The sequence below is a fragment of the Streptomyces sp. NPDC048419 genome (genome assembly GCF_043200415.1).
Taxonomy (GTDB): domain Bacteria; phylum Actinomycetota; class Actinomycetes; order Streptomycetales; family Streptomycetaceae; genus Streptomyces.
Genome location: NZ_JBICXT010000003.1, coordinates 68443 through 93044 on the forward strand (window position 1 = coordinate 68443; position 24602 = coordinate 93044).

Here is a 24602-nt window from a genome sequence, read left to right on the forward strand (position 1 = left end):
CCCCTGAGACGTAGAGCTGGTTGAGGACGTCGAACCGTCCGGCCGCTCGAAAGGATCTGGGACCATGCCCGGCCGCTGTGACAGGACCGTCCCGCTCGCCGTCAAGGTCGTGGTGAGCGGGGGACTCGGGGTCGGCAAATCCACGTTCATCAAGGCGATCTCGGAGATCGAACCGCTGGACACGGAGGCGGCGATCACGCAGGTGTCGGTGGGCGTCGACTCGCTCGACGGGGTCGAGTCCAAGACGACCACGACCGTCGCGCTCGACTTCGGGCGGATCACCCTCGATCCGTCGATCGCGCTGTATCTGTTCGGGACGCCCGGGCAGCGGCGGTACTCGTTCATGTGGGAGGAACTGGCGGAGGGCGCGCTCGGGACGGTGGTGCTCGCCGACACCCGGCGGATCGAGGAATGCTTTGCGGCCCTCGACTATTTCGAGGACCGGGGTGTGCCGTTCGTGCTCGCCGTGAATCGGTTCGACGACGCCGAGCGGGTCGGACTGAAGGAGGTCCGGGAGATTCTCGGGCTTCGCCGGGAGGTGCCGGTGCTCGAATGCGACGCGCGTGACAGGGATTCGGTACGGGATGTTCTGGGTGCGTTGATGGACCGGGTGCTGGGGGTCCGGGCCGCGCCCGGGAAACGGGCGGTGACGATGCGTCGAAGGGCGCGGCCGGCCGAAGTCCCGTCGGTCAGTTCCTGAGTTCCGGCGGGGAGATCTGCGATGTCCTGATCGCAGAACCCGTGGTGCCCCACTTCTCGAGGATCTTGCGGTAAGTCCCGTCGGCGATCAGTTTGTTGACCGCGGCCTGGAAAGCGGGGGCCAGTTTCGTGCCCTTCTTGAACGCGTAGCCCACGTCCAGCCGGTGGTACTCGTTGAGGAACTTCACACCGTCCTGATGGGCCACCGCATAACGCAGGCCGTTGATGGTGGACATCACGACATCGCTGCGGCCCTGCTGGAGCGAGGACCACAGGGCGCCCTGCTCGCCGTAGGTCTGCACCCGGTACGGCTTTCTGCCGGTGTCCGTGCACACCTTCTTGTTCTCCTCCAGCGTCGCCTCGAAGGTGGTGCCCGCGCCGGTCGCCACGTCCAGGCCGCACAGCTGCCTCAGGTCCGTGACCTTGGACAGCTTGCTGTCCTTGCGGGTGGCGAAGCCCTGGCCGTCGTTGACGTAGGTGACGAAGTCGATGGTCCTGCGGCGCTCGTCGGTGACGCCGAAGTTGCTCGCGCCGAAGTCGTACTTGCCGCTGTCGAGGGCCGGCAGGATCGCCTCGAAGCCGGCCTGCTCGGTCCTGAGTCGGATGCCGAGCACCTTGGCCACGGCGTGCGCGAAGTCGACGTCCTGGCCGGTCAGGGTCTTTCCGTCGGACAGGTAGGTGGTGCCGGGCGGGGTGCCGCCGACGCTGATGGCGACCGTCAGGCTCCTGACGTCCGCGGGCAGCAGCCCGGCTGCCGCTTCGTCCTTGTGCACGGCGGAGACCACGTCCGTGGTGGGGACCTTGTCGGACGCGGCCGCCGCGCCCACGGCGTCGGTGGCGTCACCCGGACCCGAGCCGCAGGCCGTGAGGAGCAGAGTCGCCGCGGTGATCAGAACAAAGGGGGTGATGAGCCTGTTTCGGGCATGCAGGGGTGTGCGCATGGCAGAGCGGTCTCCTGGGAGCGAGGAACGCTGAGCGAGGGGAGGGTGCGTGTGAAGGCAGGGGGTGCGCGTGAAGGCGAGGAAGGAGAACGCGAAAGCGCGCCCCGGAACATCAGGGGCGGCGGAGCAGGGGGTCAGCTCAACACGAAGAGGACCACACGCGACCGAAGTCGATGTGGGAGCGCTTGACCAGCCACTGCTGTGGATGCATGGGCCAAGTGGAACAGGCATCCGGTGGGGCGTCAACTGGCGTGAGACGTACTGCTCATAGTTCGGACAGCCTTGACAGCGAGGGGAAACGCACCCGTAGTCTCGACGGGCGGCCCTGCTGAGGGGCTCGGCCGCATCCGTGTGAAGGCATCACCCGCGACCCATGTCCCGGAGCCTTCGCATGTCTTCCGACACCCTTGCCCACCTTCCCGCCGTCCCGCCGTCCCGGACGCACGCGGAATCCCCACGCATCGTGCCGCAGCGCCGATACGGCCAGTGGGCGGCCGCCGTCGTCGTCCTGGCGCTCCTCGGTCTCGCCGTCAACTCCGTCCTGCGCAACAAGGCGTTCCAGTGGGGCGTCGTCGCCGACTACTTCACGACGGACTCCGTGCTGCGCGGACTGTGGCTCACGCTGTGGCTGACCACCGTCGTCATGGTGCTCGGATTCGCGCTGGGCGCGCTGCTCGCGGCGGCCCGCCTCTCCGCCAACCCCGTTCTTCGGAGCGTGAGTTGGGGGTACGTCTGGCTGTTCCGGTCGATACCGGTCCTGGTGCAGCTGCTGCTGTGGTTCAACATCGGGGCGCTGTACCCGGAGCTGTTCGGCGTGAAGACGGTCGATCTGCTCGGACCGGTCGCGGTGGCCGTCGTCGGCCTCACCCTGCACGAGGCCGCGTACGCCGCCGAAGTGGTGCGCGGCGGCATCCTGTCCGTCGACCGGGGCCAGATCGAGGCCGCCCAGGCGCTCGGGCTGAGCCGGTGGCGCCGGTGGTGGCGGATCGTCCTGCCGCAGGCCATGCGCTCCATCGTGCCGCCCGCCGGCAACATGCTGATCGGTGCCCTCAAGGGCACCTCCATCGTGAGCGTGATCGCGGTCAACGACCTGCTGTTCTCCGCCCAGTTGGTCTACCACCGCACCTACCAGGTCATCCCGCTCCTGATGGTGGCCACCCTCTGGTACACGGTCGTCACCTCCGTGCTCGGCGTCGGTCAGTACTACGTGGAGAGGCACTACGCCCGGGGTTCGGAGCGGGCGCGATGAGGCCCTCCCTGGTGATCGTCGGGGCCGGCCCGCGGGGGACCGGCCTGATCGAGCGGATCGCCGCCAACGCGCCCGAGCTGTACGCCGGTTCGGGCCTCGACATCCATCTGGTCGACCCCCATCCGCCGGGCGCCGGGCGCATCTGGCGCACCGCGCAGTCACCGCTGCTGTGGATGAACTCGCACGCCGAGGACGTCACCATGTTCACCGACGAGACCGTGGCCATGGAGGGCCCTGTGCGTGAGGGCCCCACCCTGCACGAGTGGGCCGGCATCGACGGCCGCGTCTTCGCCGACCGGCAGATGCAGGGGTCGTATCTGCGCTGGGTCCACGAACGGGCCGTCGCCGCGCTGCCCCCGGACGTCACCGTGCACCACCATGCGCGGCGCGCGCTGCGGATCGGCGGCCCGCCCGAGGGGCGTCAGCAGGTGTGGCTGGAGGGCCTCCCGCGCCCGCTCCCGGCGGATCTCGTCGTGCTCGCGCTCGGTCATTTGGACGCCGAACTCGCGGGTGAGCAGAGCGAGTTGGCGACGTACGCGCGCACCCACGGTCTGGTCCACCTGCCGCCCGACTTCACCGCCGACACCGACCTGTCCTCGCTGAAGGCCGGCGAACCAGTTCTCGTGCGCGGGTTCGGGCTCGCCTTCGTCGACCTGATGGTGCTGCTGACCGAGGGCCGGGGCGGGCGCTACGAGGGCGACACCTACGTGCCCTCGGGGCGGGAGCCGGTGCTGTACGTCGGCTCGCGGCGCGGAGTGCCGTACCACTCGAAGATCGGCTACGACTGGACCGGCGAACGGCCGCCGCTGCCGCGCTTCTTCGGGCCGGCCGAGGTCGACGCCCTGCTCGCGCGGCCCAAGGGGTTCGACTTCCGGCAGGACGTGTGGCCGCTGGTGGAGAAGGAGCTGGGGTTCGCCCACTACCACCGGCTGTTCACCGCGCATCCGGAGCGGACGGTCGTCGCCTGGACCGACTTCGAGGAGAAGTACGCGGCCGCGTCCGGCGCGGCCGAGCGGGAGGCGCTCGTGGCATCGGCGGTGCCCGACCCCGCGGACCGGCTCGACCTGGACGCGCTCGACCATCCGCTGGACGGGGTGCGGTACCGCTCCTTCGACGAGCTCCAGGAGGGGCTGCGCGGCTACGTCGAGCGGGACCTGAACAGACGTCACGACGCCGAACACAGCCCGGACCTGGCCGTCTTCCTGGGTCTGCTGTCCGTCTACGGTCAGCTGGTCCGGCTTCGCGGCATCGGCCCCTGGTGGCACGGGTTCTTCAGCTATCTCGCCTCCGGGCCGCCGGGACCGAGACTGCGGAGGATGCCGGCGCTCTCCCGCGCCGGTGTCCTGAACTTCCTTGGCGCGGGCATGACCGTCGATGCCGAGGACGGGGTGTTCCGGGCGTCGGGCGCCACCGTGCCGGGGCATGTCGTGGAGGCGCGGGCCCTGGTCGAGGCGCGGCTGCCCGAACCCACCGTCGGACGGGCCGGGGACACCCTGCTGCGTGAGCTGCACGCCGAGGGTGCCGCCGAGACACCCGACGGACTGCTCCGGGTGGACCCCGCCGACGGGCGGATCCTCGACCGGTCCGGGCGACCGCACCCCAGGAGGTTCGCGCTCGGCCCCTATACCGACGGCCGCACACCCGGCGCCTTCACCAGACCACGCACCGGGGGCCCGGCGTTCCGGCAGAACGACGCCACCGCACGTGCCGCGCTGCGCCTCCTTGCGGGACTCACCTCCCGCGCGGCCGCATGACAACCCCGGCCTTCCCCGGCCCAACTCCCCCTGACTGCAAGAAGTCCCGCGATGAGCGTCATGGTCGACATCAGGTCCGTACGCAAGAGCTTCGGTCCGCTCGAGGTGCTCAAGGGGATCGATCTGCGCGTGCGCGCCGGCGGGGTCACCGCCGTGCTCGGGCCGTCCGGTTCAGGCAAGTCGACGCTGCTGCGCACCATCAACCATCTGGAGAAGGTGGGCCAGGGCGCCCTGCGGGTCGCGAGCGCCGCGCAGGCCGCCCGCCGGTGCGGGAGCAACTCCGCCGTACGGCGGCGGGGTTCGGGCGTGACCCCGACTCCCTGCGCGTCCTCGCGAGCCTGCTGGTCGATCTGGGAGACGGCGAGTACGCGGCCGCCCCGGGACACGGCGGTCGCGGCCCCCCCCCGGCCGACCGCGCGGGGCCCGCGCTGCCGCGGCGGCCCCGTGGACCTCGCCGAGCTGATCGGCACCTGGCACGCGAACGGCATCGTCGACGGCTTCCACTTCGCGCTCTTCGAACACCGTGACCTGGAGCGACTGGTCAACAAAACGGTGGCCCTGCTCCAGCACCGCGGTCCGTTCCGCACCTTCTGTCCGGGCGGCACGCTCAGGGAGGACCTGGGCCTCGCCGGAGCCCGGACGGCCGGAACCCGTAGTTCGTTCAACGCTTGACGGCCGAAAGGCACCCTTGCGCCTACCGGCCGGTCGGCCGAATACTCCCGGCAAGCGCTTGTCAGGAGCACGGCTTGTCCGAAACCCGGACGTTGTGCGTCCTGGCTGCGCCTCACGGGGCCCCGACCCCACGCGGGCCCCCCGACTTCCCCCTGGGAGGAACGAAGTGAGGATCAAGCGCACCACCCCCCGCAGCGGTATTGCGAGACGGACCCGGCTGATCGCCGTCACCACCGGTCTCGTGGCCGCCGCCGCTGTCGCGGTCCCCAGCGCGAACGCGTCCACCGCCACGCCCTTCAGCACCACCCAGCTCAAGAGCGCCGACGCCTCGGTGCTCAAGGCCGATGTCCCGGGCACCGCCTGGGCCGTCGACGGCAAGACCAACCGTGTCGTGGTCACCGTCGACAGCACGGTCTCCAAGGCCGAGATCGCCAAGATCAAGCGGCAGGCCGGCAGCAACTCCGGCGCCCTGACCATCAAGCACACGCCGGGCACGTTCAAGAAGCTGATCACCGGCGGCGATGCGATCTACGGCGGCCAGTACCGCTGCTCCCTGGGCTTCAACGTGCACAGCGGGAGCACCTACTACTTCCTGACCGCCGGCCACTGCGGTCAGGTCGCGTCCACCTGGTACTCCAATTCCGGCCACACCACGGTGCTGGGCACCAACGTGGGCTACAGCTTCCCGAACAACGACTTCGCGCTGGTCCGCTACACCAACTCCTCGATCGCGCACCCGAGTGCGGTCGGCAGCCAGACCATCACCCGCGCGGCCACCCCGAGTGTCGGCACGACGGTCTACCGTCGCGGCTCCACCACCGGCACCCACAGCGGCCGGGTCACCGCGCTGAACGCCACGGTCAACTACGGCAGCGGCGACGTCGTCTACGGCATGATCCAGACCACGGTCTGCGCCGAGGGCGGCGACAGCGGCGGCCCGCTGTACGGCGGTTCGACGGCGTACGGCCTGACCTCCGGCGGCAGCGGCAACTGCACCTCCGGCGGCACGACCTTCTTCCAGCCGGTCACCGAGGCGCTGAGCTACTACGGCGTGAGTGTCGGCTGACGAGCCGTCCCGGCCCACGCATCAGGCAGCAGGCGAGCCCCCGCAGCAACTGCAGTGCGGGGGCTCGCCCTTGTCCGCACCGGGGAGTTACCTTCGAAGTACAGGCAGTACGCCTCTGTCTCGACGTCTCTGCCATACGCCCACTTCGGACCCTGGGGGCCGACATGGTCGAGGAGCTGGTGGCCACGGGAGTGGTCCTCGCGTCCGCCGGAGCGATGTACCTGATGGCCGCCGCGCGAGTCGTCAAACAGTACGAACGGGGCGTGGTGTTCCGGCTCGGCAGGCTCCGCTCCGAGGTGCGCGGGCCGGGCTTCACGATGATCGTGCCGTTCGTGGAGCGGCTCCAGAAGGTCAACATGCAGGTCGTGACGATGCCGGTGCCCGCGCAGGAGGGCATCACCCGGGACAACGTCACGGTCCGGGTGGACGCCGTCGTCTACTTCAAGGTGACCGGGCCGTCCGAGGCGATCGTGCGGGTCGAGGACTACCGGTTCGCGGTCGCGCAGATGGCGCAGACCTCGCTCAGGTCCATCATCGGCAAGAGCGAGCTGGATGACCTGCTCTCCAACCGCGAAAAGCTCAACCAGGGGCTGGAGTTGATGATCGACAGCCCGGCGGTGGAGTGGGGCGTCACCATCGACCGGGTCGAGATCAAGGACGTGTCCCTGCCCGAGGCCATGAAGCGGTCGATGGCACGGCAGGCCGAGGCCGACCGGGAGCGCCGGGCCCGCATCATCAACGCGGACGCCGAACTCCAGGCCTCGAAGAAACTCGCCGAGGCCGCGCAGCAGATGGCGGACACGCCGGCCGCCCTCCAACTGCGGCTGCTGCAGACGGTGACGGCGGTCGCCGCCGAGAAGAACTCCACGCTCGTCCTGCCGTTCCCGGTGGAGCTGCTGCGGTTCCTGGAGAAGGCGCAGCACGCTTCCGGGCCCCCTCAGCAGGCGGTCGCGGCACCTCAGCAGGCGGTCGCGGCGCCCCAGCAGACACCGCCCCAGATCGCGCAGCAACCGGTGCAGGAGCAACTGCCTGCGTCGGAGACCCACTTGGATGGGGGCCCCGAAGGGTCGAATTCCGGACAGGGCTAGACCGTGACGAGCGCGCATTGATTACTCGTTCGTAGCGTTTGCACAGCGAACAGCCCCGAGATGACCGTGCACTGTCAAAAATATGGGGGCGCATAACGCACGTTCTACGCGCGTCTCGAAGAAGCCCTTGTGTGCTCCCTGTGGGCCTGGGGATAGTGGGCGCTGTTCAACGCCTTCCGGTCCGTGAGGTCCCCACAACTTCCCGGACCGACCCCCCACAGGAGGACGTCAGTTGAAGCACCGACGCATACCCAAGCGCCGTCTTGTCGTGGCAGGTGCGGGCGCCACCGCGCTCGTCGCCGCGGCAGTCACCTTCCAGACTGCGAACGCCAGTGAGGCCCCGAAGGCCTCCGCGCCCCAGACCCTGTCGGCCGTGGCGGCCGGAAAGCTCGCCTCGACCCTCGGCAAGGACCTCGGCACCGACGCGGCCGGCACGTTCTACGACGCGAAGGCGAAGAGCCTCGTGGTGAACGTCCTGAACGGGACCGCCGCCAAGACCGTCGAGGCGGCGGGCGCCAAGGCCAGAATCGTCCGGAACTCCCTCGCCGAGCTCAACAGCGCCCGTACGACGCTGACCAAGGACGCCACCATTCCCGGCACGTCCTGGTCGACCGACCCCGTCAGCAACAAGGTCGTCGTCATCGCCGACAGGACCGTGTCCAAGGCCGCGTGGGCCAAGCTCGGCAAGGTCGTCGACGGACTCGGCGCCAAGGCCGAAGTCAAGCGCACGAAGGGGGAGTTCAAGCCCTTCATCGCCGGCGGTGACGCCATCTCCGGCTCCGGCGGCCGCTGCTCGCTCGGCTTCAACGTGACCAAGGGCGGCGCGCCGTACTTCCTCACCGCAGGCCACTGCACCGACGCCATCAAGACCTGGTCGGACTCCAGCGGCAACCAGATCGGTGAGAACGCCGACTCCCAGTTCCCGGACAACGACTTCGGCCTGGTGAAGTACACCGGCAACACGGACCACCCGAGCGAGGTCGACCTCTACAACGGCTCGACGCAGAAGATCACCAAGGCCGCCGAGGCCACGGTCGGCGAGAAGGTCCAGCGCAGCGGCTCGACCACCCAGGTGCACGACGGCACGGTCAAGGCCCTGAACGCCACCGTGAACTACTCGGAGGGCACGGTCAACGGCCTCATCCAGACCGACGTCTGCGCCGAGCCCGGCGACAGCGGCGGCTCGCTCTTCGACGGCGAGTCGGCCATCGGCCTCACCTCCGGCGGCAGCGGCGACTGCAGCGCCGGCGGCGAGACCTTCTTCCAGCCGGTGACCGAGGCTCTGTCGGCCGAGGGCGCCCAGATCGGCTGACCGCTCGGCTGTGCCTGCGACGTCCCGCCCCGCGCGCGAGGGGCGGGACTTTCGCGCGCCACGGCGCTACCGCCGCGATTGTGCTCGGTTTCTGGCACTACGTCACTGATGTGGCGGTTTGCGCGCGCCGTGCCCGCAGCCCCGCCGCCAGCAGCGTGATCACGATCCCGGCCGCCGCCCACGCGGACAGCACCAGCAGGGCGCCGGTGGTGGCGTTGCCCTCGAAGTAGGCGATCGAGCGTGCCACCCAGGTGCCGGCGCCCGGTGGCAGCGCCGGCCCGATCGCCTTCCAGAACGGCGGCAGCATCGGCAGCGGGAAGGCGCCGCCCGCGCTCGGATTGCCCGCGACCACCACGATCAGGATCGCCAGGCCGATGCCTATGATCCCGAACAGCCCCTGGAGCGCGAGCGTCGCCGCCCCGACCGCGAAGGTGACGAGCGCGCCGAGCCCCCACAAGGCCATGACGCTCCCCGGCAGTGCGCCCAGGATCGGCCCCACGATCACCGCCCCGCCGAGCCCGCCGACGATCGAGACGAGCGCCATCACGAGCAGCCGGATCGCCGCGCGGCTCAGGTTGGCGGGCCGCGCGCCCGAGCTGATCGCCAGGATCGACGCGCACAGATAGCCGCCCACGCACCAGCCCACGACCACGTAGAAGGACGACAGCCCGTCGAAGTCCTCGGACGAGGCCGGCGCCACGTCGACGGTCCGCAGGGTCCGCTGCTGGGAGGCCTCCAGGACGGTGAGGTACCTCGCCAGGGTGTTCGCGAGGACCGTGCCGCCGCCACTGGCGACCAGCAGCGTGTCGGTGGTGCGCGCCGGATTGATCAGCAGCGCGCCGTCGATGTCCCGGTTCAGGATCTGCTTCCGGGCCGCCGCCTCGTCGGCGACCACCCGTGGGTCCAGCGGCGAGCCGGGCAGCTGCTCCAGCCGGGTCACCGCCTGCTGCGCCGCGGCCGCGGGCGCCACCACCCCGAAGGGCACGTCCTTGGGCTTGGGGTTGTGCAGCGCGCCCACGTAGGAGGCGATGAACAGCAGCTGGAGGGCGATCACACCGATGACCAGCAGCGTGGCGCGCGGGCTGACCGCGTCCCGCGCCTCGGCGAGAAAGGTCCTCTGTGTCATGTCCCCACAGTCCGAGGTGGCGGACGTTTCCGCAGGTGGGAGGGGGCCGAACGGTTGTCGTACAAGTATTCGATTTTTGGTCTATGGTGGGGGTGGGGTAGTCGGGAACTGATGTTCGACAGCAGGAGGTGCGGGTGCCAGGCTTCACCCATCTGCACACCGTCTCCGGGTACTCCCTGCGCTACGGCGCCTCGCACCCGGAGCGGCTGGCGGAGCGTGCCTCCGAGCGGGGCATGGACGCCCTCGCGCTCACCGACCGCGACACCCTCGCCGGCACGGTCCGCTTCACCAAGGCCTGCGCGAAGGCGGGCGTCCGTCCGCTGTTCGGCGTCGATCTGGCGGTGGAGCAGCCCGCACGGATGCGGGAGGACGATTCCGTACGACGGGAAAGGCGCCGCACCCCCGTGCGTGGCGGCGTCTTCATCGACGAGTCGGCACCCCGCGTCACCTTCCTCGCCCGGGACGGCGCCCGCGGCTGGGCCGACCTGTGCCGGCTGGTCAGCGCGGCCCATGTGGCGGAGGGCCCGCCCCTGCTGCCCTGGGCCGGCAACCACGCCGACGGTCTGACGGTCCTGCTCGGCCCCGCCTCCGACGTCGGTCTCGCGCTGGCCGCGGGGCGCCCGGACCGGGCCGCGAAGCTCCTCGCTCCCTGGCGCGAGATCTACGGCGACGCCCTGCGCCTGGAGGTCGTCTGGCACGGCCGCAAGGGCACCGGTCCCGGCTCCCTGCGCCTGGCCGCCCGCACCGTCGGCTTCGCCGCCGAGCAGCACGTCCGCCCGGTGCTGAGCAACGCCGTCCGCTACGCCGACCCGGGCCTCGGCCCGGTCGCCGACGTGCTGGACGCGGCCCGCCGGCTGGTCCCGGTCGACCCGGCGAAGGAGCTGGACTCCGGGGAGGCGTGGCTCAAGGACGCGGGCGCCATGCGGCACGCGGCCGAGCGGATCGTGGAGGCCGCGGGCTACCGGCGCGACACCGCCCACCGGCTGCTGGAGCAGACGCGGGCGACGGCCGCCGAGTGCCTGGTGGACCCCGACGACGACCTCGGCATGGGCGCCGTCCACTTCCCGGAGGCGCACCTCGTCGGCGCGGGCCGCCGCACCGCCCAGCGGGCGCTGGCCTCACGGGCGGCGGCCGGGATGGTGCGGCACGGTTACGCGGGCAGGCGCGCGTACTGGGAGCGGATGCACGACGAGCTGGACATCATCGCCCACCACGGCTTCGCCTCGTACTTCCTGACGGTCTCTCAAGTGGTGGACGACGTACGGGACATGGGCATCCGGGTCGCGGCGCGCGGCTCGGGCGCGGGCTCCCTGGTCAACCACCTCCTCGGCATCGCGAACGCCGATCCGGTCGAGCACGGGCTGCTGATGGAGCGCTTCCTGTCCAAGGAGCGGGTCGTGCTCCCCGACATCGACATCGACGTGGAGTCCGCGCGCCGGCTGGAGGTCTACCGCGCGATCATCGGCCGGTTCGGCGAGGAACGGGTCGCGACCGTCGCGATGCCGGAGACCTACCGGGTCCGGCACGCGATCCGTGACGTCGGCGCGGCCCTGTCCATGGACCCGGCCGAGATCGACCGCATCGCCAAGTCCTTCCCGCACATCCGCGCCCGCGACGCCCGCGCGGCGCTTGACGAACTGCCCGAACTCAAGGCGCTGGCAGGGGAGAAGCAGCGGTACGGGCGGCTCTGGGAACTGGTCGAGGCGCTGGACGCCCTGCCGCGCGGAGTCGCCATGCACCCCTGCGGAGTGCTGCTGTCCGACGCCTCCCTCCTCTCCCGTACGCCGGTCGTGCCGAGCAGTGGCGAGGGGCTGCCCATGTCGCAGTTCGACAAGGACGACGTGGAGGACCTCGGGCTGCTCAAGCTCGACGTGCTCGGCGTACGGATGCAGTCGGCGATGGCGCACGCGGTCGCCGAGGTGGAGCGGGCGACGGGGGAGCGGGTCGATCTGGACTCGTTGCGGGACGGCGATCCGGCGACGTATCGACTCATCCGGTCCACCGAGACGCTGGGCTGCTTCCAGATCGAGTCGCCGGGCCAGCGGGACCTGGTGGGACGGCTCCAGCCGGCCACCTTCCACGACCTCGTCGTCGACATCTCGCTCTTCCGGCCCGGTCCGGTCGCCGCCGACATGGTGCGGCCGTTCATCGAGGCGCGGCACGGGCGGGCGCCGGTCAGGTACCCGCACCCGGACCTGCGGGAGTCGCTGGAGGGGACGTACGGCGTCGTCGTCTTCCACGAGCAGATCATCGACATCGTCGCCGTCATGACCGGCTGCGGGCGCGGCGAGGCGGACCGGGTGCGGCGTGGGCTGTCGGACCCCGAGTCCCAGGGCCGGATCAAGGTGTGGTTCGCGCAGCACGCGGCGGCCGGCGGATATGACGCAGAAACGATTCGGCGTACCTGGGAGATCGTCGAGGCCTTCGGCAGCTACGGCTTCTGCAAGGCGCACGCGGTCGCCTTCGCCGTGCCGACCTACCAGTCCGCCTGGCTGAAGGCGCACCACCCGGCCGCCTTCTATGCGGGCCTGCTCACGCACGACCCCGGGATGTATCCCAAGCGGCTGCTGCTGGCGGACGCGCGGCGACGCGGGGTGCCGGTGCTGCCGCTGGACGTGAACCGGTCGGCGGTCGCACACTCTATCGAACTGGTGTCTGAATCGCCCGCGCGGTGGGGGCTACGGCTGGCCCTCTCCGACGTGCACGGCATCAGCGAGGCCGAGTCGGCGCGGATCGCGCAGGGGCAGCCGTACGCTTCGCTGCTGGACTTCTGGGAACGGGCCCGTCCGAGCCGACCACTCGCCCAACGGCTCGCGCAGGTCGGTGCGTTGGACGCCTTCGGCGCCAACCGCCGCGATCTGCAACTGCACTTGACCGAGCTGCACCGGGGCGCCCGGGGCGCGGGTGGTGGCCAACTCCCGCTGGCCGGAGGGCGGAAGACGGCGCCGGCCGGACTGCCGGACCTGTCGGAGGCGGAGAAGCTGAGCGCCGAACTGGGGGTGCTGTCGATGGACGCCTCGCGCAATCTCATGGACGACCACCGGGCCTTCCTCGACGAGCTGGGCGTGGTGTCCGCGCGCCGGCTGCGCGAGGCCAGGCACGGTGAGACGGTGCTGGTCGCGGGCGCCAAGGCGGCGACCCAGACCCCGCCGATCCGCTCCGGCAAGCGGGTCATCTTCTCCACCCTGGACGACGGCACGGGCCTGGTCGACCTCGCCTTCTTCGACGACTCCCACGACGCCTGCGCCCACACCGTCTTCCACTCCTGGCTGCTGCTGGTGCGTGGAGTGGTGCAGCGGCGCGGCCCGCGCAGCCTCAGCGTGGTGGGCTCCGCCGCGTGGAACCTCGCGGACCTGCTGGAGGTGCGCCGCGAGGAAGGGCTCGACGGGGTCGCGGCCCGGCTCGCCGAACCGCCCGCCGGCGACGGCTCCGCGCCGGCCGACGGTGACGGCTCCGCGCCGGCCGACGGTGACGGTTCGTCGCCGGCCCGCCTCGCCGGTTCCGGCGGGCGGCCGGCACCCGCGGGCTCCGCGGCCCGCGACCCGATGGAGGACCGGAAGATCCGCATGTCCACGGGGTACGAGATGCACCCCTGGGCGGATCTGCGCCCCGCGGGCGAAGGGCCCGCGGTGGGAAGGAAGTTGTGGCACCAGAGCCCGGGGAGTGCGGGATGACCATTCTGTGCGTACGTTTCCAGCCGGTTGCGACGGGCGAGGCGGCCCTGCCGGGGCTGCTCGGGCTCCTGGAGGAGTTCACCCCGGTCGTCGAGGCGCTGCCGCCGGACGGCGTGCTCGCCGATCTGCGCGGTGCCGAGCGGTACTTCGGGCGCAGCGCCGTCGAACTGGCGGCGGTGATCCGCGTGCGCGCCCTGGCCCTGTACGGCGCCGACTGCGTGATCGGCGCCGGGCCGGGCCCGATGCTGGCCCGAGTGGCGCTGCGCGACGCCCGGCCGGGGGTGACGCGCGCGGTGCCCGAAGACCCGGACGGCATCGCGGAGTTCCTCGCGGGCCGGCCGGTCACCGCGCTCCCCGGCGTCGGCACGGCCACCGCGCGCACCCTGCGCGACTACGGTCTCGACACCCTGGGCCGGGTCGCCGCGGCACCGCTCGCCACGCTCCAGCGCCTGATCGGTGCGAAGACGGCCCGCGACCTGCACGAGAAGGCGAACGGCGTGGACCGCGGCCGCGTCGTCCCGAACGCCGTCTCGCGCTCCCTGGCCACCGAACGCCCCTTCACCCGCGACGAGTTGTCCCCGGAGCGGCACCGCCGCGCGCTGCTGTCCGCCGCCGAGGAACTGGGCACCCGGCTGCGCGCCCTCGGCAAGGTCTGCGGCGCGCTCACCCTCACCGTGCGCTACGCCGACCGCACCTCGACGACCCGCACCCGCACCCTGAAGGAACCCACCGCCCACTCCGCCGCCCTGACCAGGACGGCCTACGACATGTACGAGTCCCTCGGCCTCCAGCGTGCCCGGGTCCGGGCGCTGGTCCTGCGCGCCGAGTCCCTCGCCCCCGCCGAACAGTCCTCCTACCAGCTCACCTTCGACCCGGTGGACGAGAAGGTCCGCCGCATCGAGGAGGTGACGGACCGCGTACGGGCGAAGTTCGGACCGCGGGCGGTGATGCCGGGGGCGATGGTGGCGTAGCCGTCAGTGTGCCCACGGGGGTGCGATACGGGTGCCGTCGGCGAGCTCGGCCTCCAGGCCGACGGAGGTGGTGACCCAGGTGACCGCGGTCCGCTCGCCCGGGTTCTCCACGGCGAGGGTCGCGCCGGGATTGACGATCAGGGTGTCGCCGGCGGTGACACGGGCGGTCTGTCCGTCGAGCACGACGAGCAGTTCGCCGTCGAGGACGTGCAGGATCTCCTCCCGGCTGACGGTGTGCACGGGCGCCTTGGTGCCCGCCGGAATCTCACCGCGCCAGGCGCACAGCTCCTTGCTTCCGGTGAGCGTGGTGGCGTACGAGACGAAGCGGGCACCGTGCAGTTCATGGACCTGGGCTTCCGACGATCGGACGACGGGCATGTGATGCCTCCATTATGGTCAAGCACGTTGACTATATTTCCTGCCCCTATGGTCAAGCTGCTTGACCAATCCGTCAAGGGTGTTTCAATGCCTCCGTGCAGAACTCCGAGGCCATGGCCCTGTCCGCCGCCCTGCTCGCCGTCGCCGGTGAGCTCACCCAGCGCATCAACGAGGGGGTGGTCGCGCGTGGCTTCGAGGGGGTCCGGCCCGCGCACGGGTTCGCCTTCACCCGGCTCGCCCCCGACGGTGCGACCGTGACCGAGCTGGCCGCTCATCTCGGGGTGACCAAGCAGGCCGCGAGCCAGCTGGTCGACGAGATCGTACGCAAGGGGTATGCCGAGCGGCGGTCGCATCCGGACGACGCCAGGGCGCGGCTGGTGGTGCTGACCGAGCGGGGGTGGGCGTGCACCCGGGCCGCGGAGGAGGCCGCGGCGGAGGTCGTGCAGGCGTGGGGGCGGCTGCTGGGAGAAGGCCAAGTGCGGACTTTGCGCGACCAGTTGACGAGGATCGCGCCCTTTGGCCCCATCAGACCCACCTGGTGACGGTGTGTCAGCGGCTACTTGACGGGTCAGTTATCACTGGAAGTTTTTACTGACGCGTAACTTCACACTTGCACTACTCGCCCGTAACTTGACGAGTGAACAGCATCCTTCGTGATCCGGATCACAGGGCGTAAGGCCATCGCAACTCCCTTGAGCCGCAAGGAGATCACACGATGCTGCCCTGGAAACGCATGCTCAGACCCTTCGCCGCCCTGCTGCTGACGGCCTCGGTCGCCGTCGTCCCCGCCACCGTCGCACATGCCGCCGGCGCTCCGAGCTCCGGCTGGAACGACTACTCCTGCAAGCCCTCCGCCGCTCATCCGCGCCCTGTGGTCCTCGTCCACGGCACCTTCGGCAACTCCGTCGACAACTGGCTGGCCCTCGCCCCCTACCTGAAGGACCGGGGCTACTGCGTCTTCTCCATGGACTACGGGCAGCTGTCCGGCGTCCCCGTCTTCTACGGCCTCGGCCCCATCGACAAGTCGGCTGAGCAACTCTCCGCCTACGTCGACAAGGTGCTCACCGCGACCGGCACGAACAAGGCCGACATCGTCGGTCACTCGCAGGGCGGCATGATGCCCCGCTACTACCTCAAGTTCCTCGGCGGAGCCACCAAGGTGAACGCCCTCGTCGGCATCGCACCCGACAACCACGGCACCGACCTGGACGGCCTGACCAACCTGCTCCCGTACTTCCCGGGCGCCGCGGACCTGCTGTCCAAGAACACGCCCGGCCTGGCCGACCAAATGGTCGGGTCCGCCTTCCTCACCAAGCTCAACGCGGGCGGCGACACCGTCCCCGGAGTCCACTACACGGTCATCGCCACCAAGCACGACGAGGTGGTCACGCCGTACGGCAGCCAGTTCCTGAGCGGTTCCGACGTGCACAACGTCCTGATCCAGAACCTGTGCTCGCTCGACCTCTCGGAGCACGTCCTGATCGGTCTCACCGACCGGCTCGCCTTCCATGAGGTGGCCAACGCGCTCGACCCGGCCCATGCCACCACGACCACCTGCGCGTCGGTGCTGAGCTGACGCATCGGGGCCTGTCCGACCTGAGCCGCCGGACAGGCCCCGCCCCCCGTGGGGCCTACGGCCGGCCGTGCCGTCCGCCGTCGGTCGCGCGCCTGCGGACGGAGGCGAACAGGGCCGCCGCGCCGAGGGCCAGGGCGGCCGCTCCGCCGATGGCCAGGTACGGGGTGCTGCCGCTGCCCCCGGTCTCGGCGAGGTTCTGCGAGGCACCGGCCGGCGCCGGTTCGTCGGCGGCGGCCGCCTCGGCGGTGATCCGGGGCTCGGCCGACGTGCCGGCGTCCTGGTCACCGTGACCGTGGTGCTCGATCGTCGACCTGCCCGCACCCGCGGCGATCTGCGCGTCGGAGGGCGCGGAAGCGGCCGGAGCAGGCGTGGAACCGGCCGCCGTACCACCGCCGTTGCTGCTGGTGCCCCTGCTTCCGCTGCTGCCGGTGTCTTTGCCGCCGCTGCTCGCGGTGGTGCCGCCGAAGGTGACGTCCGAGCAGGAGTAGAAGGCCTCCGGGCTGTCCGAGCGCTGCCAGATCGCGTACAGCAGCTGCTTGCCGGAGCGCTGGGGGAGCGTGCCGGAGAAGGTGTAGAAGCCGCCGGAGGCCACCGGGTCGGTGGCCGTCGCCACCGGGTGCGCCAGGTCCAGTTCCGACCAGGCCGGCGGCTTGGCCGGGTCGTAGCCGGCCTTGGTGAGATACACCTTGAAGGTGCCCTTGTGCGGGGCGGTCACGCGGTACTTGAAGGTGTACGCGCCGCTCTTCACGCTCGTCGCGGGCCAGTCGGCGCGCGCCAGGTCGAGGCCCTTGAACTCCTCGTTGTTCGCGCTGCACAACTTGCCGTCCGGGATCAGCGCCTGGTGCTGCCCGCCGGCGTCGCCGATGCGGATGCCGTTCCAGTCGTAGAGCGCCTGGGTGCCGCCGGCCGCGACCGCCGCCTTGCACGCGGCCGACCTGGGGCTCTGCGGACCCTCCGCGTAACACTGCGAGACCCGGCTGACCGGATCGCCCATCGTGCCGTGCGCCGAGGCCGGGGCGGCGCCGAGCGCGGTCAGGGCGAGCGGGGCGGCACCGAGGACGGCGAGCGTGGCGATCTCGCGGCGGCGTGCGGGCATGCGGAATCTCCTCGGAACGGTCCTGACGCGTGGGGTGGAGCCCGCGGGCGGGAGATCCGTGGGGCGGATCCCGTGCGGGGCGGATCCCGTGGGGTGCGATCAGAAACTAGCCCCAAGAACTCGTGAAATCGCCTGCTGGAGGCAGGTGATGGAGATCCTTATGGTCGCGTTAAGGGAGTGCTCAGACTGGGATCAGGTAATACCGTGCGCGGCATGGGAGACGACGAGATCCGGCCGGCCGTCGCCGCCGACGTGGCGGCCGTGAAGGCCGTGACCGACGCCGCGTACCACCGCTACATCGAGCGCATCGGGGTGGTGCCGGTGCCCATGGAGGCGGACCACGCGGCGAACGTGGCCGCGGGGAAGGTGTTCGTGACGGGGGACCCCGTCATCGGGCTCGTGGTGCTCGAGGAGCACGACGACCATCTGTTCCTGGACAGCATCGCCGTCCACCCCGATGCGCACGGCGGCGGAGTGGGACGGCGGCTGCTGCGGTTCGTGGACGCACGCGCGCGTGCGCTCGGTCTGCCCGAGGTCAGGCTCTACACCAACGCGATGATGTGGGAGAACCAGAAGATCTATCCGAAGTACGGCTACGAGGTCGTGGCGCAGCGCGCGGACGGTCCCTACGACCGCATCCACTACCGCAAACGGCTGGACTGACCGGCGTCAGCCGTCCGGCCACCATGTTCGCGCGATGTCTCGGCGCACCTCCGGACGTCCGGAAGGACGCTCGTCGGCCTCGTCGCGGACCCTGCGGGAGTCCGTCTTCCTCAGGGGCTTCTGCACAGTGGTCCGGCGCATGGCTGCCTCCTTCAGTGCCTACCGAGTTCCGCTTTCTCACGGAGGTAGACCCTTTTCGGGAGGGTGACTCATCGGTGCCGGTCTGTCTGTGGCCGCTGTCACCATTCGACTGTCAGTGGCGGGTGTCACTCTTGAGCGCATGACGGATGACAATGTGCGCCTGACCGGCGCGGACGTCGACTGGGACGCGCAGGCCGCCTCCTTCGACGACGAGCCGGACCACGGACTGCGCGATCCGGAGGTCCGGCGGGCCTGGGCCGTCCGGCTCGCCTCCTGGCTGCCCGCGCGGGCGAGCGACGTCCTCGATCTCGGCTGCGGCACCGGCAGTCTGTCGCTCCTCGCGGCCGAGCGGGGGCACCGTGTGACCGGCGTGGACGCGTCCCCGGCGATGGTCGGCCGCGCCAGAGCCAAGCTGGCCGGACGTGACGCCGTGTTCCTCGTCGGTGACGCGGCGGCACCGCCGGTGGGGGAGCAGCGCTTCGACGTCGTGCTCGTACGGCACGTGCTGTGGGCGCTGCCCGACCCCGGCCGCGCCCTGCGCCAGTGGCGCGGGCTGCTGCGGCCGGGGGGCCGGCTCGTCCTGGTCGAGGGCGTCTGGGGCACGGTCGCCCCGGTGGGCATTGCGGCCGACGCCCTGACCGCTCTCCTGGCCCCGCTCGTGGTGGGTGAGGTGCGGGTGGAGCGGCTGTCGGAGGAGACGGCACTGTGGGGGAGGGAAGTGGCGGACGAGAGGTATGCGGTGGTGGCCGTGGTGTGACGCCGGCCCGGCCGGCCGTGCGCCGACGCCACGCGCGTCGCTCTCAGTCCGCCAGTGCCTCGAAGTCACCCCCGCGCGCCAGCCTCTCCAGCTCGTCCAGCGCGGCCACCGCCGCCACGGCGGCCTCCGGGTCCGTCTCCGTCAGGCCGCTCGCCTCGAACTCGTCCTCGTCCAGGCGGCGTACGTCCCTGCCGTCGGCCGAGCGCCACAGGTCCAGGTCGAGGTCCTCGACGACCAGTTCGGTGCCGGAGAGCACGGCGGGGCGGGTGATGTCGCAGTACCAGCCCTTCAGCACGCCCGCGAAGTCGCGGACCTCCTTCACCGAGTACCAGCGGTCCCGCCAGTAGTGCTCCGTGAAGACGTCGCCCTTCTCGAAACGCACGAAGCCGAAGTCGCGCACGCCCTCGCCCGCCCAGGGAGCCCGGACGGCGATGCGCGTGCCGTCGTCGCCGAGCAGCTCCGCCGTGTAACGGATCTTCGTACGGCCCGCCTTGACGAGGACGACGTCCAGCAGCGTGCCTCGCTCAGCCGAGTTCACGGACATACCGCACCTCCGTCGCGCAGATCTCGTACCCGAACCACTTGTTGATCGCGAGCATAGGGTCGTTGCCCACGTCGTTGCCCGTGAGCGCCTGGGTGTAGCCGGCGGCGCGGGCGCGGTGCAGGGAGTCGTTCTTGGCGAGCTTGGCCAGTCCGCGGCCGCGGAAGGCGCGGGCGGTGCCGGTCATGGCGGTGACGTAGCGGCCGGTCGGGGCGTCCGTGTACGCCACGCTGAAGGCGGCCGGGCGGCCCTCGACGAAGGCGACCGTGGTCAGCTCCCGGTTCAGCAGCGGGTGCTTCCAGTTCTCCTCGATCCAGTTCTCGTAGTCGGTGAACTCGGTGTCCACGTCGCTCGGTTCGTCCTGCGCGGTCTCCGCGTCCAGCTCGAACAGCGGGCGCGGATCGTCCGCGAAGTCGGCCGCCGGGCGCAACTCGACACCGGGCGGCGGGTACTGGAGCGGCGGCAGCGTGCCCCCGGCCAGGTCGAGGCGGAGGAAGTGGGCGGAGCGGCTGGCGCCGTAGCCGTGCCGCTCGGCGAAGGCCCGGTTGGCCGGCTCGTCCAGCACCCATGCGAACAGCTTCGTCGCGCCGTGCGCGGTGAGGTGTTCCTCGGAGGCGCGGACCAGCAGCTCGCCGGCGCCGCGACGCGTCCGGTCCGGGTGGACGTAGATGTTGAGCATGCCCTGGCCCGGTTCCGGGCTGTCGTGCGCCAGTTGCACCTGGGCCGTGCCGATCACCTCGCCGTCCTCCTCCGCGACGAGCGACCGGAAGCGGGCGTCGGGGTGGCCGTGGGCGAGGCGGTGCAGGACGGCGTCCGCGGTCCACAGGATGTACGGGAGGGCGAGATGCCGTACCCGGGCGAAGGCCTCGACGTCGGACCGGTCGTCGGGGCGCAGGTCGCGCACGATCACAGTCATGTGGTCGCACGCTACGGGGGGGCACACCCCTGCGCCTCTCATTTTCCGGCGGGTGCGGGAGAATCGGCTGCGTGACCTTGAAGATCCACATCGACGACAGTGCCGCGCCGTACGAGCAGGTGCGGGCGCAGATCTCCGAGCAGGCGCGGTCGGGCGCACTGCCCGTGGGCTACCGGCTGCCGACCGTGCGGGGGCTGGCCGAATCGCTCGGCCTCGCGGCGAACACGGTCGCCAAGGCCTACCGCGCCCTGGAGAGCGACGGGGTGATCGAGACCCGGGGGCGCAACGGCACGTATGTGGCTGCCGCCGGCTCGGCCGCGGAACGGGAGCTGGCGTCGGCCGCGCAGACGTACGCCGAGCGTGCCCGTCGGCTGGGGCTGACGGAGGCGGATGCGACGGCCGCCGCGCGGGACGCCCTGCGGGCGGCTTACGGGGAGGAGTGAGCGGAGTCCGGCACAGGGGGGTGCGGGTGTCGGGCGGTGCGGAGGTCAGGTGGTGCGGGTGACCCGCAGGTCGCGTGTGCGTGCTGCTGCCGCGAAAGTGACGGCGTCCTCCACCGCCGCGCCGTTCGGGTCGTTGTTGAAGTACGCGTACACGTCGTCGCCGGGACCCCAGGTCTGCGCGATGCGCTCCGCCCAGGTACTCAGTGCCCGGCGCCCGTAGCGCGGCCATGCCTGCGCGCGTCCCTCGTGGAAGCGGACGTAGCCCCAGCCCGTGGTGCGCCACAGCGGGGTCCTCGGGCGGGATCGCACGTCGGCCCAGCACAGGGCCGCGCCGCGGGACTGAAGGACCTCGCGGATCTCCTGAGTCCACCAGGAGTCGTGGCGCGGCTCGACCGCCACCCGCGTGCCGGACGGGAAGCAGGCCAGGCAGTCGTCCAGCAGCCCCGCGTCCGCCTTCAGCGTCGGCGGGAGCTGGAGGAGCAACGGGCCCAGGCGGTCGCCGAGGCCGGCCGCGTGGCTCATCAGGCGCTCGACCGGTTCCCTCGGTTCACGCAGCCGCCTGATGTGGGTCAGATACCGGCTGACCTTGACCGCGACCACGAAGTCCCGCGGTACCCGCTCCCGCCAGGACGCGAAGTTCTCCCGCGTCGGCAGACGGTAGAACGCGTTGTTGATCTCCACCGTGGCGAAGTGCTGCGTGTACTCCTCCAGCCACAGCCGCTGCGGGCACCGGTCCGGATAGAAGACGCCCCGCCAGTCCTTGTACTGCCAGCCCGACGTCCCGATGAACAGGGTCATGTCTCCATCGAAGCACTACAGGTACAGGCCCGCGTCCGCCCCGTCCCGCGGCTGAGGCAGAGCCGTCGGGGACGTGCCCCGGCGCAGTGCGTACAGCTCTGCCAGGGTGGCCCCCTCGCGGCCCACGCCCTCCTCCGTGCCGAGCCAGTTCACCGCCTCGCGGCGGGTCAGCGAGCCCACCTCGATACGGGCCAGACAGCGGCCGGGGCGGACCACGGCGGGGTGCAGGCGCTCCAGGTCCTCGTTGGTCGTCACGCCGACCAGGACGTTGCGGCCCTGGCCCAGCAGGCCGTCGGTGAGGTTGAGCAGACGGGACAGGGCCTGGCCCGCCGTGTGCTTGGCCTCGCCGCGGATCAGCTCGTCGCAGTCCTCCAGGAGCAGCAGCCGCCAGCGGCCCTTGCCCGTCCCGTCCTCCTCGCCGATCGCGATGTCCATCAGATAGCCGACGTCGGAGAACAGCCGCTCGGGGTCGAGCACGCAGTCCACCTGACACCAGTCCCGCCAGGAGCGGGCGAGGGTGCGCAGCGCCGAGGTCTTGCCGGTGCCGGGCGGGCCGTGCAGCAGGAGCAGACGGCCCGCGATGTCCTCCGGTGTCGTCTTCATCAACTGGTCCATCGCCTCGGCCACCGGCGCGGTGTAGTTCTCCCGCACCTCGTCCCAGGTGCCGGCGGAGATCTGCCGGGTGGTGCGGTGCGGGCCGCGGCGCGGGGAGACGTACCAGAAGCCCATCGTCACGTTCTCCGGCTGGGGTTCGGGCTCGTCCGCCGCGCCGTCCGTGGCCTGGTCGAGGACCTTCTGCGCGAGTTCCTCGCTGGTGGCCGTCACCGTGACGTCCGCGCCGCGGTTCCAGCGGGAGACCAGCAGCGTCCAGCCGTCGCCCTCCGCCAGCGTCGCGCTGCGGTCGTCGTCGCGGGCCACGCGCAGCACGCGGGCGCCCGGCGGCAGGAGCGTGGCCCCGGACCGGACGCGGTCGATGTTCGCCGCGTGCGAGTACGGCTGCTCGCCCGTCGCGAACCGGCCGAGGAACAGCGCGTCGACGACGTCGGACGGCGAGTCGCTGTCGTCGACGTTGAGCCGGATCGGCAGAGCTTCGTGCGGGTGCGCAGACATGGCGTCCATGATCCGTCACGAGGACGCCGCATGCACCCGGTTTCCGCCGTGCGTCAGGTGTGTCGCCTGTGTCCGCCGTGCCGGGTGCTTCCGAATTGCCTGCCGCTGTAGCGCGTCCGCCCTGTTACAGACCTGTGCATTCACAACATCTGCCCTACCTGGCGGGTACACGGTTACTGTTGCCCTCGATGGGACGTCATGGGTGGACTTCGGGGGCAGGGCGGTGGCGGCTCACCGCGCTGCTCGGGGTGGGCGTGGCCGCGCTGGCGCTGATCGTCACCCTGATCAACACGCTGCCGGGGGGCGGCACAAGCACCGCGGGCACCTCGCGCAACGGCGACTCGGTGCACGGCACCCCGGTCACTCCGCCCGACCAGGACAAGCCAGAGGTGGGCTGGGGCTTCACCCACACCCAGTACAGCGCCGACGAGGGCGACTCGGCGGCCACCGACCGGGTGGAGCAACTGCTCTCGGGTGCCGGGGGCATGCCGCAGGACCAGGCGATCATGGGCTGGGGTGCCGACAACCCCGAGCCGGTGAAGGGGCGTTACGACTTCGGCGCGATGGACCGCCGTATCGACTTCATCCGCAAGTCCGGCGGCACCCCGGTCGTCACGCTGTGCTGCTCCCCGGACTGGATGAAGGGCGGCAAGGCCGGCGTCGACAACACCGACTGGAGCCAGTCGGCGCTGGAGACGGCGCCCGAGCCGGAGCACTACGCGGACTTCGCCGCGCTCGCCGCGACCGTCGCCAAGCGCTACCCGGACGTACGCCACTTCATTGTCTGGAACGAGTTCAAGGGCTTCTGGAACGACGCCAAGGGCCGCTGGGACTACGAGGGTTACACCAAGCTCTACAACCTCGTCTACAAGGCCCTGAAGAAGGTCGACAAGAAGATCATGGTCGGCGGGCCGTATCTGGTGATGGACAGCGTCGACCCGCGCGCGGACGAGGCCTCCGCGACCTTCAAGGGGCCCTGGGGCGCCATGGACCAGCGAATCCTCGACGCCTTCGACTACTGGAACAAGAACAAGGCGGGCGCCGACTTCGTCGTCGTGGACGGCTCCAGCTACACCAACGACGACGAGATGCTGCCGAACGAGTTCGCGGCCACGGACAAGTTCACCGCCGTCGGCAAGTGGGTGCGCAAGCAGACGGGCAACCTGCCGCTGTGGTGGTCCGAGTACTACGTCGAGCCCGCAGACGGCAAGGACGAGCGCAAGGGCTGGTCGGAGAGCCGCCGCGTCGCCGTCCAGGCCGCCGGGATGATCGCCATGGTCAGGGGCGGCGCCTCCTCCGGCTTCTACTGGAACCCGGAGGACGAGAAGGGCGACGGCTGCGCCGGCTGCCTGTGGACGCCCACCGACGGCTCGGACGGCGGGCGGAAGCTGCCCATGTTCGACCTGGTCTCCCGCTTCCACCAGGCGTTCCCGCCCGGCACTCGGTACACGAGCGTCCCCGTCGCCGCGGACGACGTGCCCAACGTCCGCGTCCTCGCCACCGACAGGACCGTCCTGGTGGTCAACACCCTGGACCGGTCGATCAGCGCGAAGGTCGACGGCAAACGCTTCGAGATGCAGGCGTACGAAGTGAAGTGGCTCGACCGCACGGGCGGTTGAGCCACTTCACGG

24 protein-coding genes are annotated in these 24602 nt (G+C 71.0%); 15 read left to right on the forward strand and 9 right to left on the reverse strand.

Annotation, left to right across the window (positions count from 1 at the left end; all coding sequences use genetic code 11):
* Positions 1-64: 64 nt before the first annotated feature.
* The gene (locus tag ACGFYN_RS08060) at positions 65-700 is read left to right on the forward strand and encodes an ATP/GTP-binding protein (RefSeq protein WP_393864933.1); all 636 of its coding nucleotides are present in this window, start codon (positions 65-67) and stop codon (positions 698-700) included.
* Here the strand turns inward: ACGFYN_RS08060 and ACGFYN_RS08065 are convergent.
* The gene (locus ACGFYN_RS08065; protein ID WP_393864934.1) at positions 690-1640 is read right to left on the reverse strand and encodes an ABC transporter substrate-binding protein; all 951 of its coding nucleotides are present in this window, start codon (positions 1638-1640) and stop codon (positions 690-692) included. The genes ACGFYN_RS08060 and ACGFYN_RS08065 overlap by 11 nt on opposite strands.
* 391 nt (positions 1641-2031) lie before the next feature.
* On the opposite strand from ACGFYN_RS08065, the gene ACGFYN_RS08070 reads away from it, so the two are divergent.
* The 6 genes from ACGFYN_RS08070 to ACGFYN_RS08095 all read left to right on the forward strand — a co-directional run bounded on the left by ACGFYN_RS08070 (position 2032) and on the right by ACGFYN_RS08095 (position 8781).
* On the forward strand, positions 2032-2889 hold the full coding sequence (locus tag ACGFYN_RS08070; RefSeq protein WP_393864935.1) for an amino acid ABC transporter permease: 858 nt from the start codon (positions 2032-2034) through the stop codon (positions 2887-2889).
* The gene (locus tag ACGFYN_RS08075) at positions 2886-4643 is read left to right on the forward strand and encodes an FAD/NAD(P)-binding protein (protein ID WP_393864936.1); all 1758 of its coding nucleotides are present in this window, start codon (positions 2886-2888) and stop codon (positions 4641-4643) included. Before ACGFYN_RS08070 ends, ACGFYN_RS08075 begins: the two co-directional genes overlap by 4 nt.
* Positions 4644-4694: 51 nt before the next feature.
* The gene (locus tag ACGFYN_RS08080; protein WP_393864937.1) at positions 4695-5315 is read left to right on the forward strand and encodes an ATP-binding cassette domain-containing protein; all 621 of its coding nucleotides are present in this window, start codon (positions 4695-4697) and stop codon (positions 5313-5315) included.
* Positions 5316-5481: 166 nt separating this feature from the next.
* A complete protein-coding gene (locus ACGFYN_RS08085) occupies positions 5482-6381 on the forward strand; it encodes a S1 family peptidase (protein ID WP_393864938.1) in 900 nt (299 codons plus the stop codon).
* A 164-nt stretch (positions 6382-6545) separates the two neighbouring features.
* Complete coding sequence (locus ACGFYN_RS08090) at positions 6546-7469, forward strand: slipin family protein (RefSeq protein ID WP_393864939.1); 924 nt, start codon at positions 6546-6548, stop codon at positions 7467-7469.
* Positions 7470-7701: 232 nt separating this feature from the next.
* Complete coding sequence (locus ACGFYN_RS08095) at positions 7702-8781, forward strand: S1 family peptidase (RefSeq protein WP_393864940.1); 1080 nt, start codon at positions 7702-7704, stop codon at positions 8779-8781.
* 97 nt (positions 8782-8878) lie between these two features.
* Here the strand turns inward: ACGFYN_RS08095 and ACGFYN_RS08100 are convergent, their stop codons facing one another.
* The gene (locus tag ACGFYN_RS08100) at positions 8879-9907 is read right to left on the reverse strand and encodes a DUF3533 domain-containing protein (RefSeq protein WP_393864941.1); all 1029 of its coding nucleotides are present in this window, start codon (positions 9905-9907) and stop codon (positions 8879-8881) included.
* Between the two features lie 134 nt (positions 9908-10041).
* Between ACGFYN_RS08100 and ACGFYN_RS08105 the strand changes: the two genes are divergently transcribed.
* Both ACGFYN_RS08105 and ACGFYN_RS08110 read left to right on the forward strand, forming a co-directional pair.
* On the forward strand, positions 10042-13581 hold the full coding sequence (locus ACGFYN_RS08105; RefSeq protein ID WP_393864942.1) for a DNA polymerase III subunit alpha: 3540 nt from the start codon (positions 10042-10044) through the stop codon (positions 13579-13581).
* Positions 13578-14552, forward strand: a complete 975-nt coding sequence (locus ACGFYN_RS08110) for a helix-hairpin-helix domain-containing protein (RefSeq protein WP_393864943.1) — start codon at positions 13578-13580, stop codon at positions 14550-14552. Before ACGFYN_RS08105 ends, ACGFYN_RS08110 begins: the two co-directional genes overlap by 4 nt.
* A 3-nt stretch (positions 14553-14555) precedes the next feature.
* On the opposite strand, the gene ACGFYN_RS08115 is transcribed toward ACGFYN_RS08110, so the two are convergent.
* Positions 14556-14930 (reverse strand): cupin domain-containing protein, encoded by a 375-nt coding sequence (locus tag ACGFYN_RS08115; RefSeq protein WP_393864944.1) that lies wholly within the window; start codon positions 14928-14930, stop codon positions 14556-14558.
* A 95-nt stretch (positions 14931-15025) separates the two neighbouring features.
* Here ACGFYN_RS08115 and ACGFYN_RS08120 point away from each other — a divergent pair, with 95 nt between their 5' ends.
* Positions 15026-15472: a MarR family winged helix-turn-helix transcriptional regulator gene (locus tag ACGFYN_RS08120; RefSeq protein WP_393864945.1), complete on the forward strand. Its 447-nt coding sequence runs from the start codon at positions 15026-15028 to the stop codon at positions 15470-15472.
* A gap of 173 nt (positions 15473-15645) precedes the next feature.
* Positions 15646-16506, forward strand: a complete 861-nt coding sequence (locus ACGFYN_RS08125) for an esterase/lipase family protein (RefSeq protein WP_393864946.1) — start codon at positions 15646-15648, stop codon at positions 16504-16506.
* 55 nt (positions 16507-16561) lie between these two features.
* Here ACGFYN_RS08125 and ACGFYN_RS08130 read toward each other — a convergent pair whose 3' ends face one another.
* Positions 16562-17602, reverse strand: a complete 1041-nt coding sequence (locus ACGFYN_RS08130) for a lytic polysaccharide monooxygenase (protein ID WP_393864947.1) — start codon at positions 17600-17602, stop codon at positions 16562-16564.
* 213 nt (positions 17603-17815) lie between these two features.
* Between ACGFYN_RS08130 and ACGFYN_RS08135 the strand changes: the two genes are divergently transcribed.
* On the forward strand, positions 17816-18265 hold the full coding sequence (locus tag ACGFYN_RS08135; protein WP_393864948.1) for a GNAT family N-acetyltransferase: 450 nt from the start codon (positions 17816-17818) through the stop codon (positions 18263-18265).
* Between the two features lie 6 nt (positions 18266-18271).
* Here the strand turns inward: ACGFYN_RS08135 and ACGFYN_RS08140 are convergent, their stop codons facing one another.
* Positions 18272-18406 carry a hypothetical protein gene (locus tag ACGFYN_RS08140; protein ID WP_393864949.1) on the reverse strand — a complete coding sequence of 45 codons (135 nt, stop codon included), beginning with the start codon at positions 18404-18406 and terminating at the stop codon, positions 18272-18274.
* Positions 18407-18545: 139 nt separating this feature from the next.
* Here ACGFYN_RS08140 and ACGFYN_RS08145 point away from each other — a divergent pair, with 139 nt between their 5' ends.
* On the forward strand, positions 18546-19163 hold the full coding sequence (locus ACGFYN_RS08145; RefSeq protein ID WP_393864950.1) for a class I SAM-dependent methyltransferase: 618 nt from the start codon (positions 18546-18548) through the stop codon (positions 19161-19163).
* 43 nt (positions 19164-19206) lie between these two features.
* Here ACGFYN_RS08145 and ACGFYN_RS08150 read toward each other — a convergent pair whose 3' ends face one another.
* Together ACGFYN_RS08150 and ACGFYN_RS08155 are read right to left on the reverse strand one after the other, a co-directional pair.
* Entirely contained in the window at positions 19207-19707 is a 501-nt protein-coding gene (locus ACGFYN_RS08150) for a DUF402 domain-containing protein (protein ID WP_393864951.1), read from the reverse strand.
* Positions 19688-20620 (reverse strand): GNAT family N-acetyltransferase, encoded by a 933-nt coding sequence (locus ACGFYN_RS08155; protein ID WP_393864952.1) that lies wholly within the window; start codon positions 20618-20620, stop codon positions 19688-19690. Before ACGFYN_RS08155 ends, ACGFYN_RS08150 begins: the two co-directional genes overlap by 20 nt.
* A gap of 71 nt (positions 20621-20691) precedes the next feature.
* Between ACGFYN_RS08155 and ACGFYN_RS08160 the strand changes: the two genes are divergently transcribed.
* The gene (locus ACGFYN_RS08160) at positions 20692-21063 is read left to right on the forward strand and encodes a GntR family transcriptional regulator (RefSeq protein ID WP_393864953.1); all 372 of its coding nucleotides are present in this window, start codon (positions 20692-20694) and stop codon (positions 21061-21063) included.
* A 45-nt stretch (positions 21064-21108) separates the two neighbouring features.
* Here ACGFYN_RS08160 and ACGFYN_RS08165 read toward each other — a convergent pair whose 3' ends face one another.
* Together ACGFYN_RS08165 and ACGFYN_RS08170 are read right to left on the reverse strand one after the other, a co-directional pair.
* Positions 21109-21861: a DUF72 domain-containing protein gene (locus ACGFYN_RS08165; RefSeq protein WP_393864954.1), complete on the reverse strand. Its 753-nt coding sequence runs from the start codon at positions 21859-21861 to the stop codon at positions 21109-21111.
* A 15-nt stretch (positions 21862-21876) separates the two neighbouring features.
* Positions 21877-22971 (reverse strand): DUF5925 domain-containing protein, encoded by a 1095-nt coding sequence (locus ACGFYN_RS08170; protein WP_393864955.1) that lies wholly within the window; start codon positions 22969-22971, stop codon positions 21877-21879.
* Between the two features lie 188 nt (positions 22972-23159).
* On the opposite strand from ACGFYN_RS08170, the gene ACGFYN_RS08175 reads away from it, so the two are divergent.
* Positions 23160-24590: a xylan 1,4-beta-xylosidase gene (locus tag ACGFYN_RS08175; protein WP_393864956.1), complete on the forward strand. Its 1431-nt coding sequence runs from the start codon at positions 23160-23162 to the stop codon at positions 24588-24590.
* Positions 24591-24602: the final 12 nt, after the last annotated feature.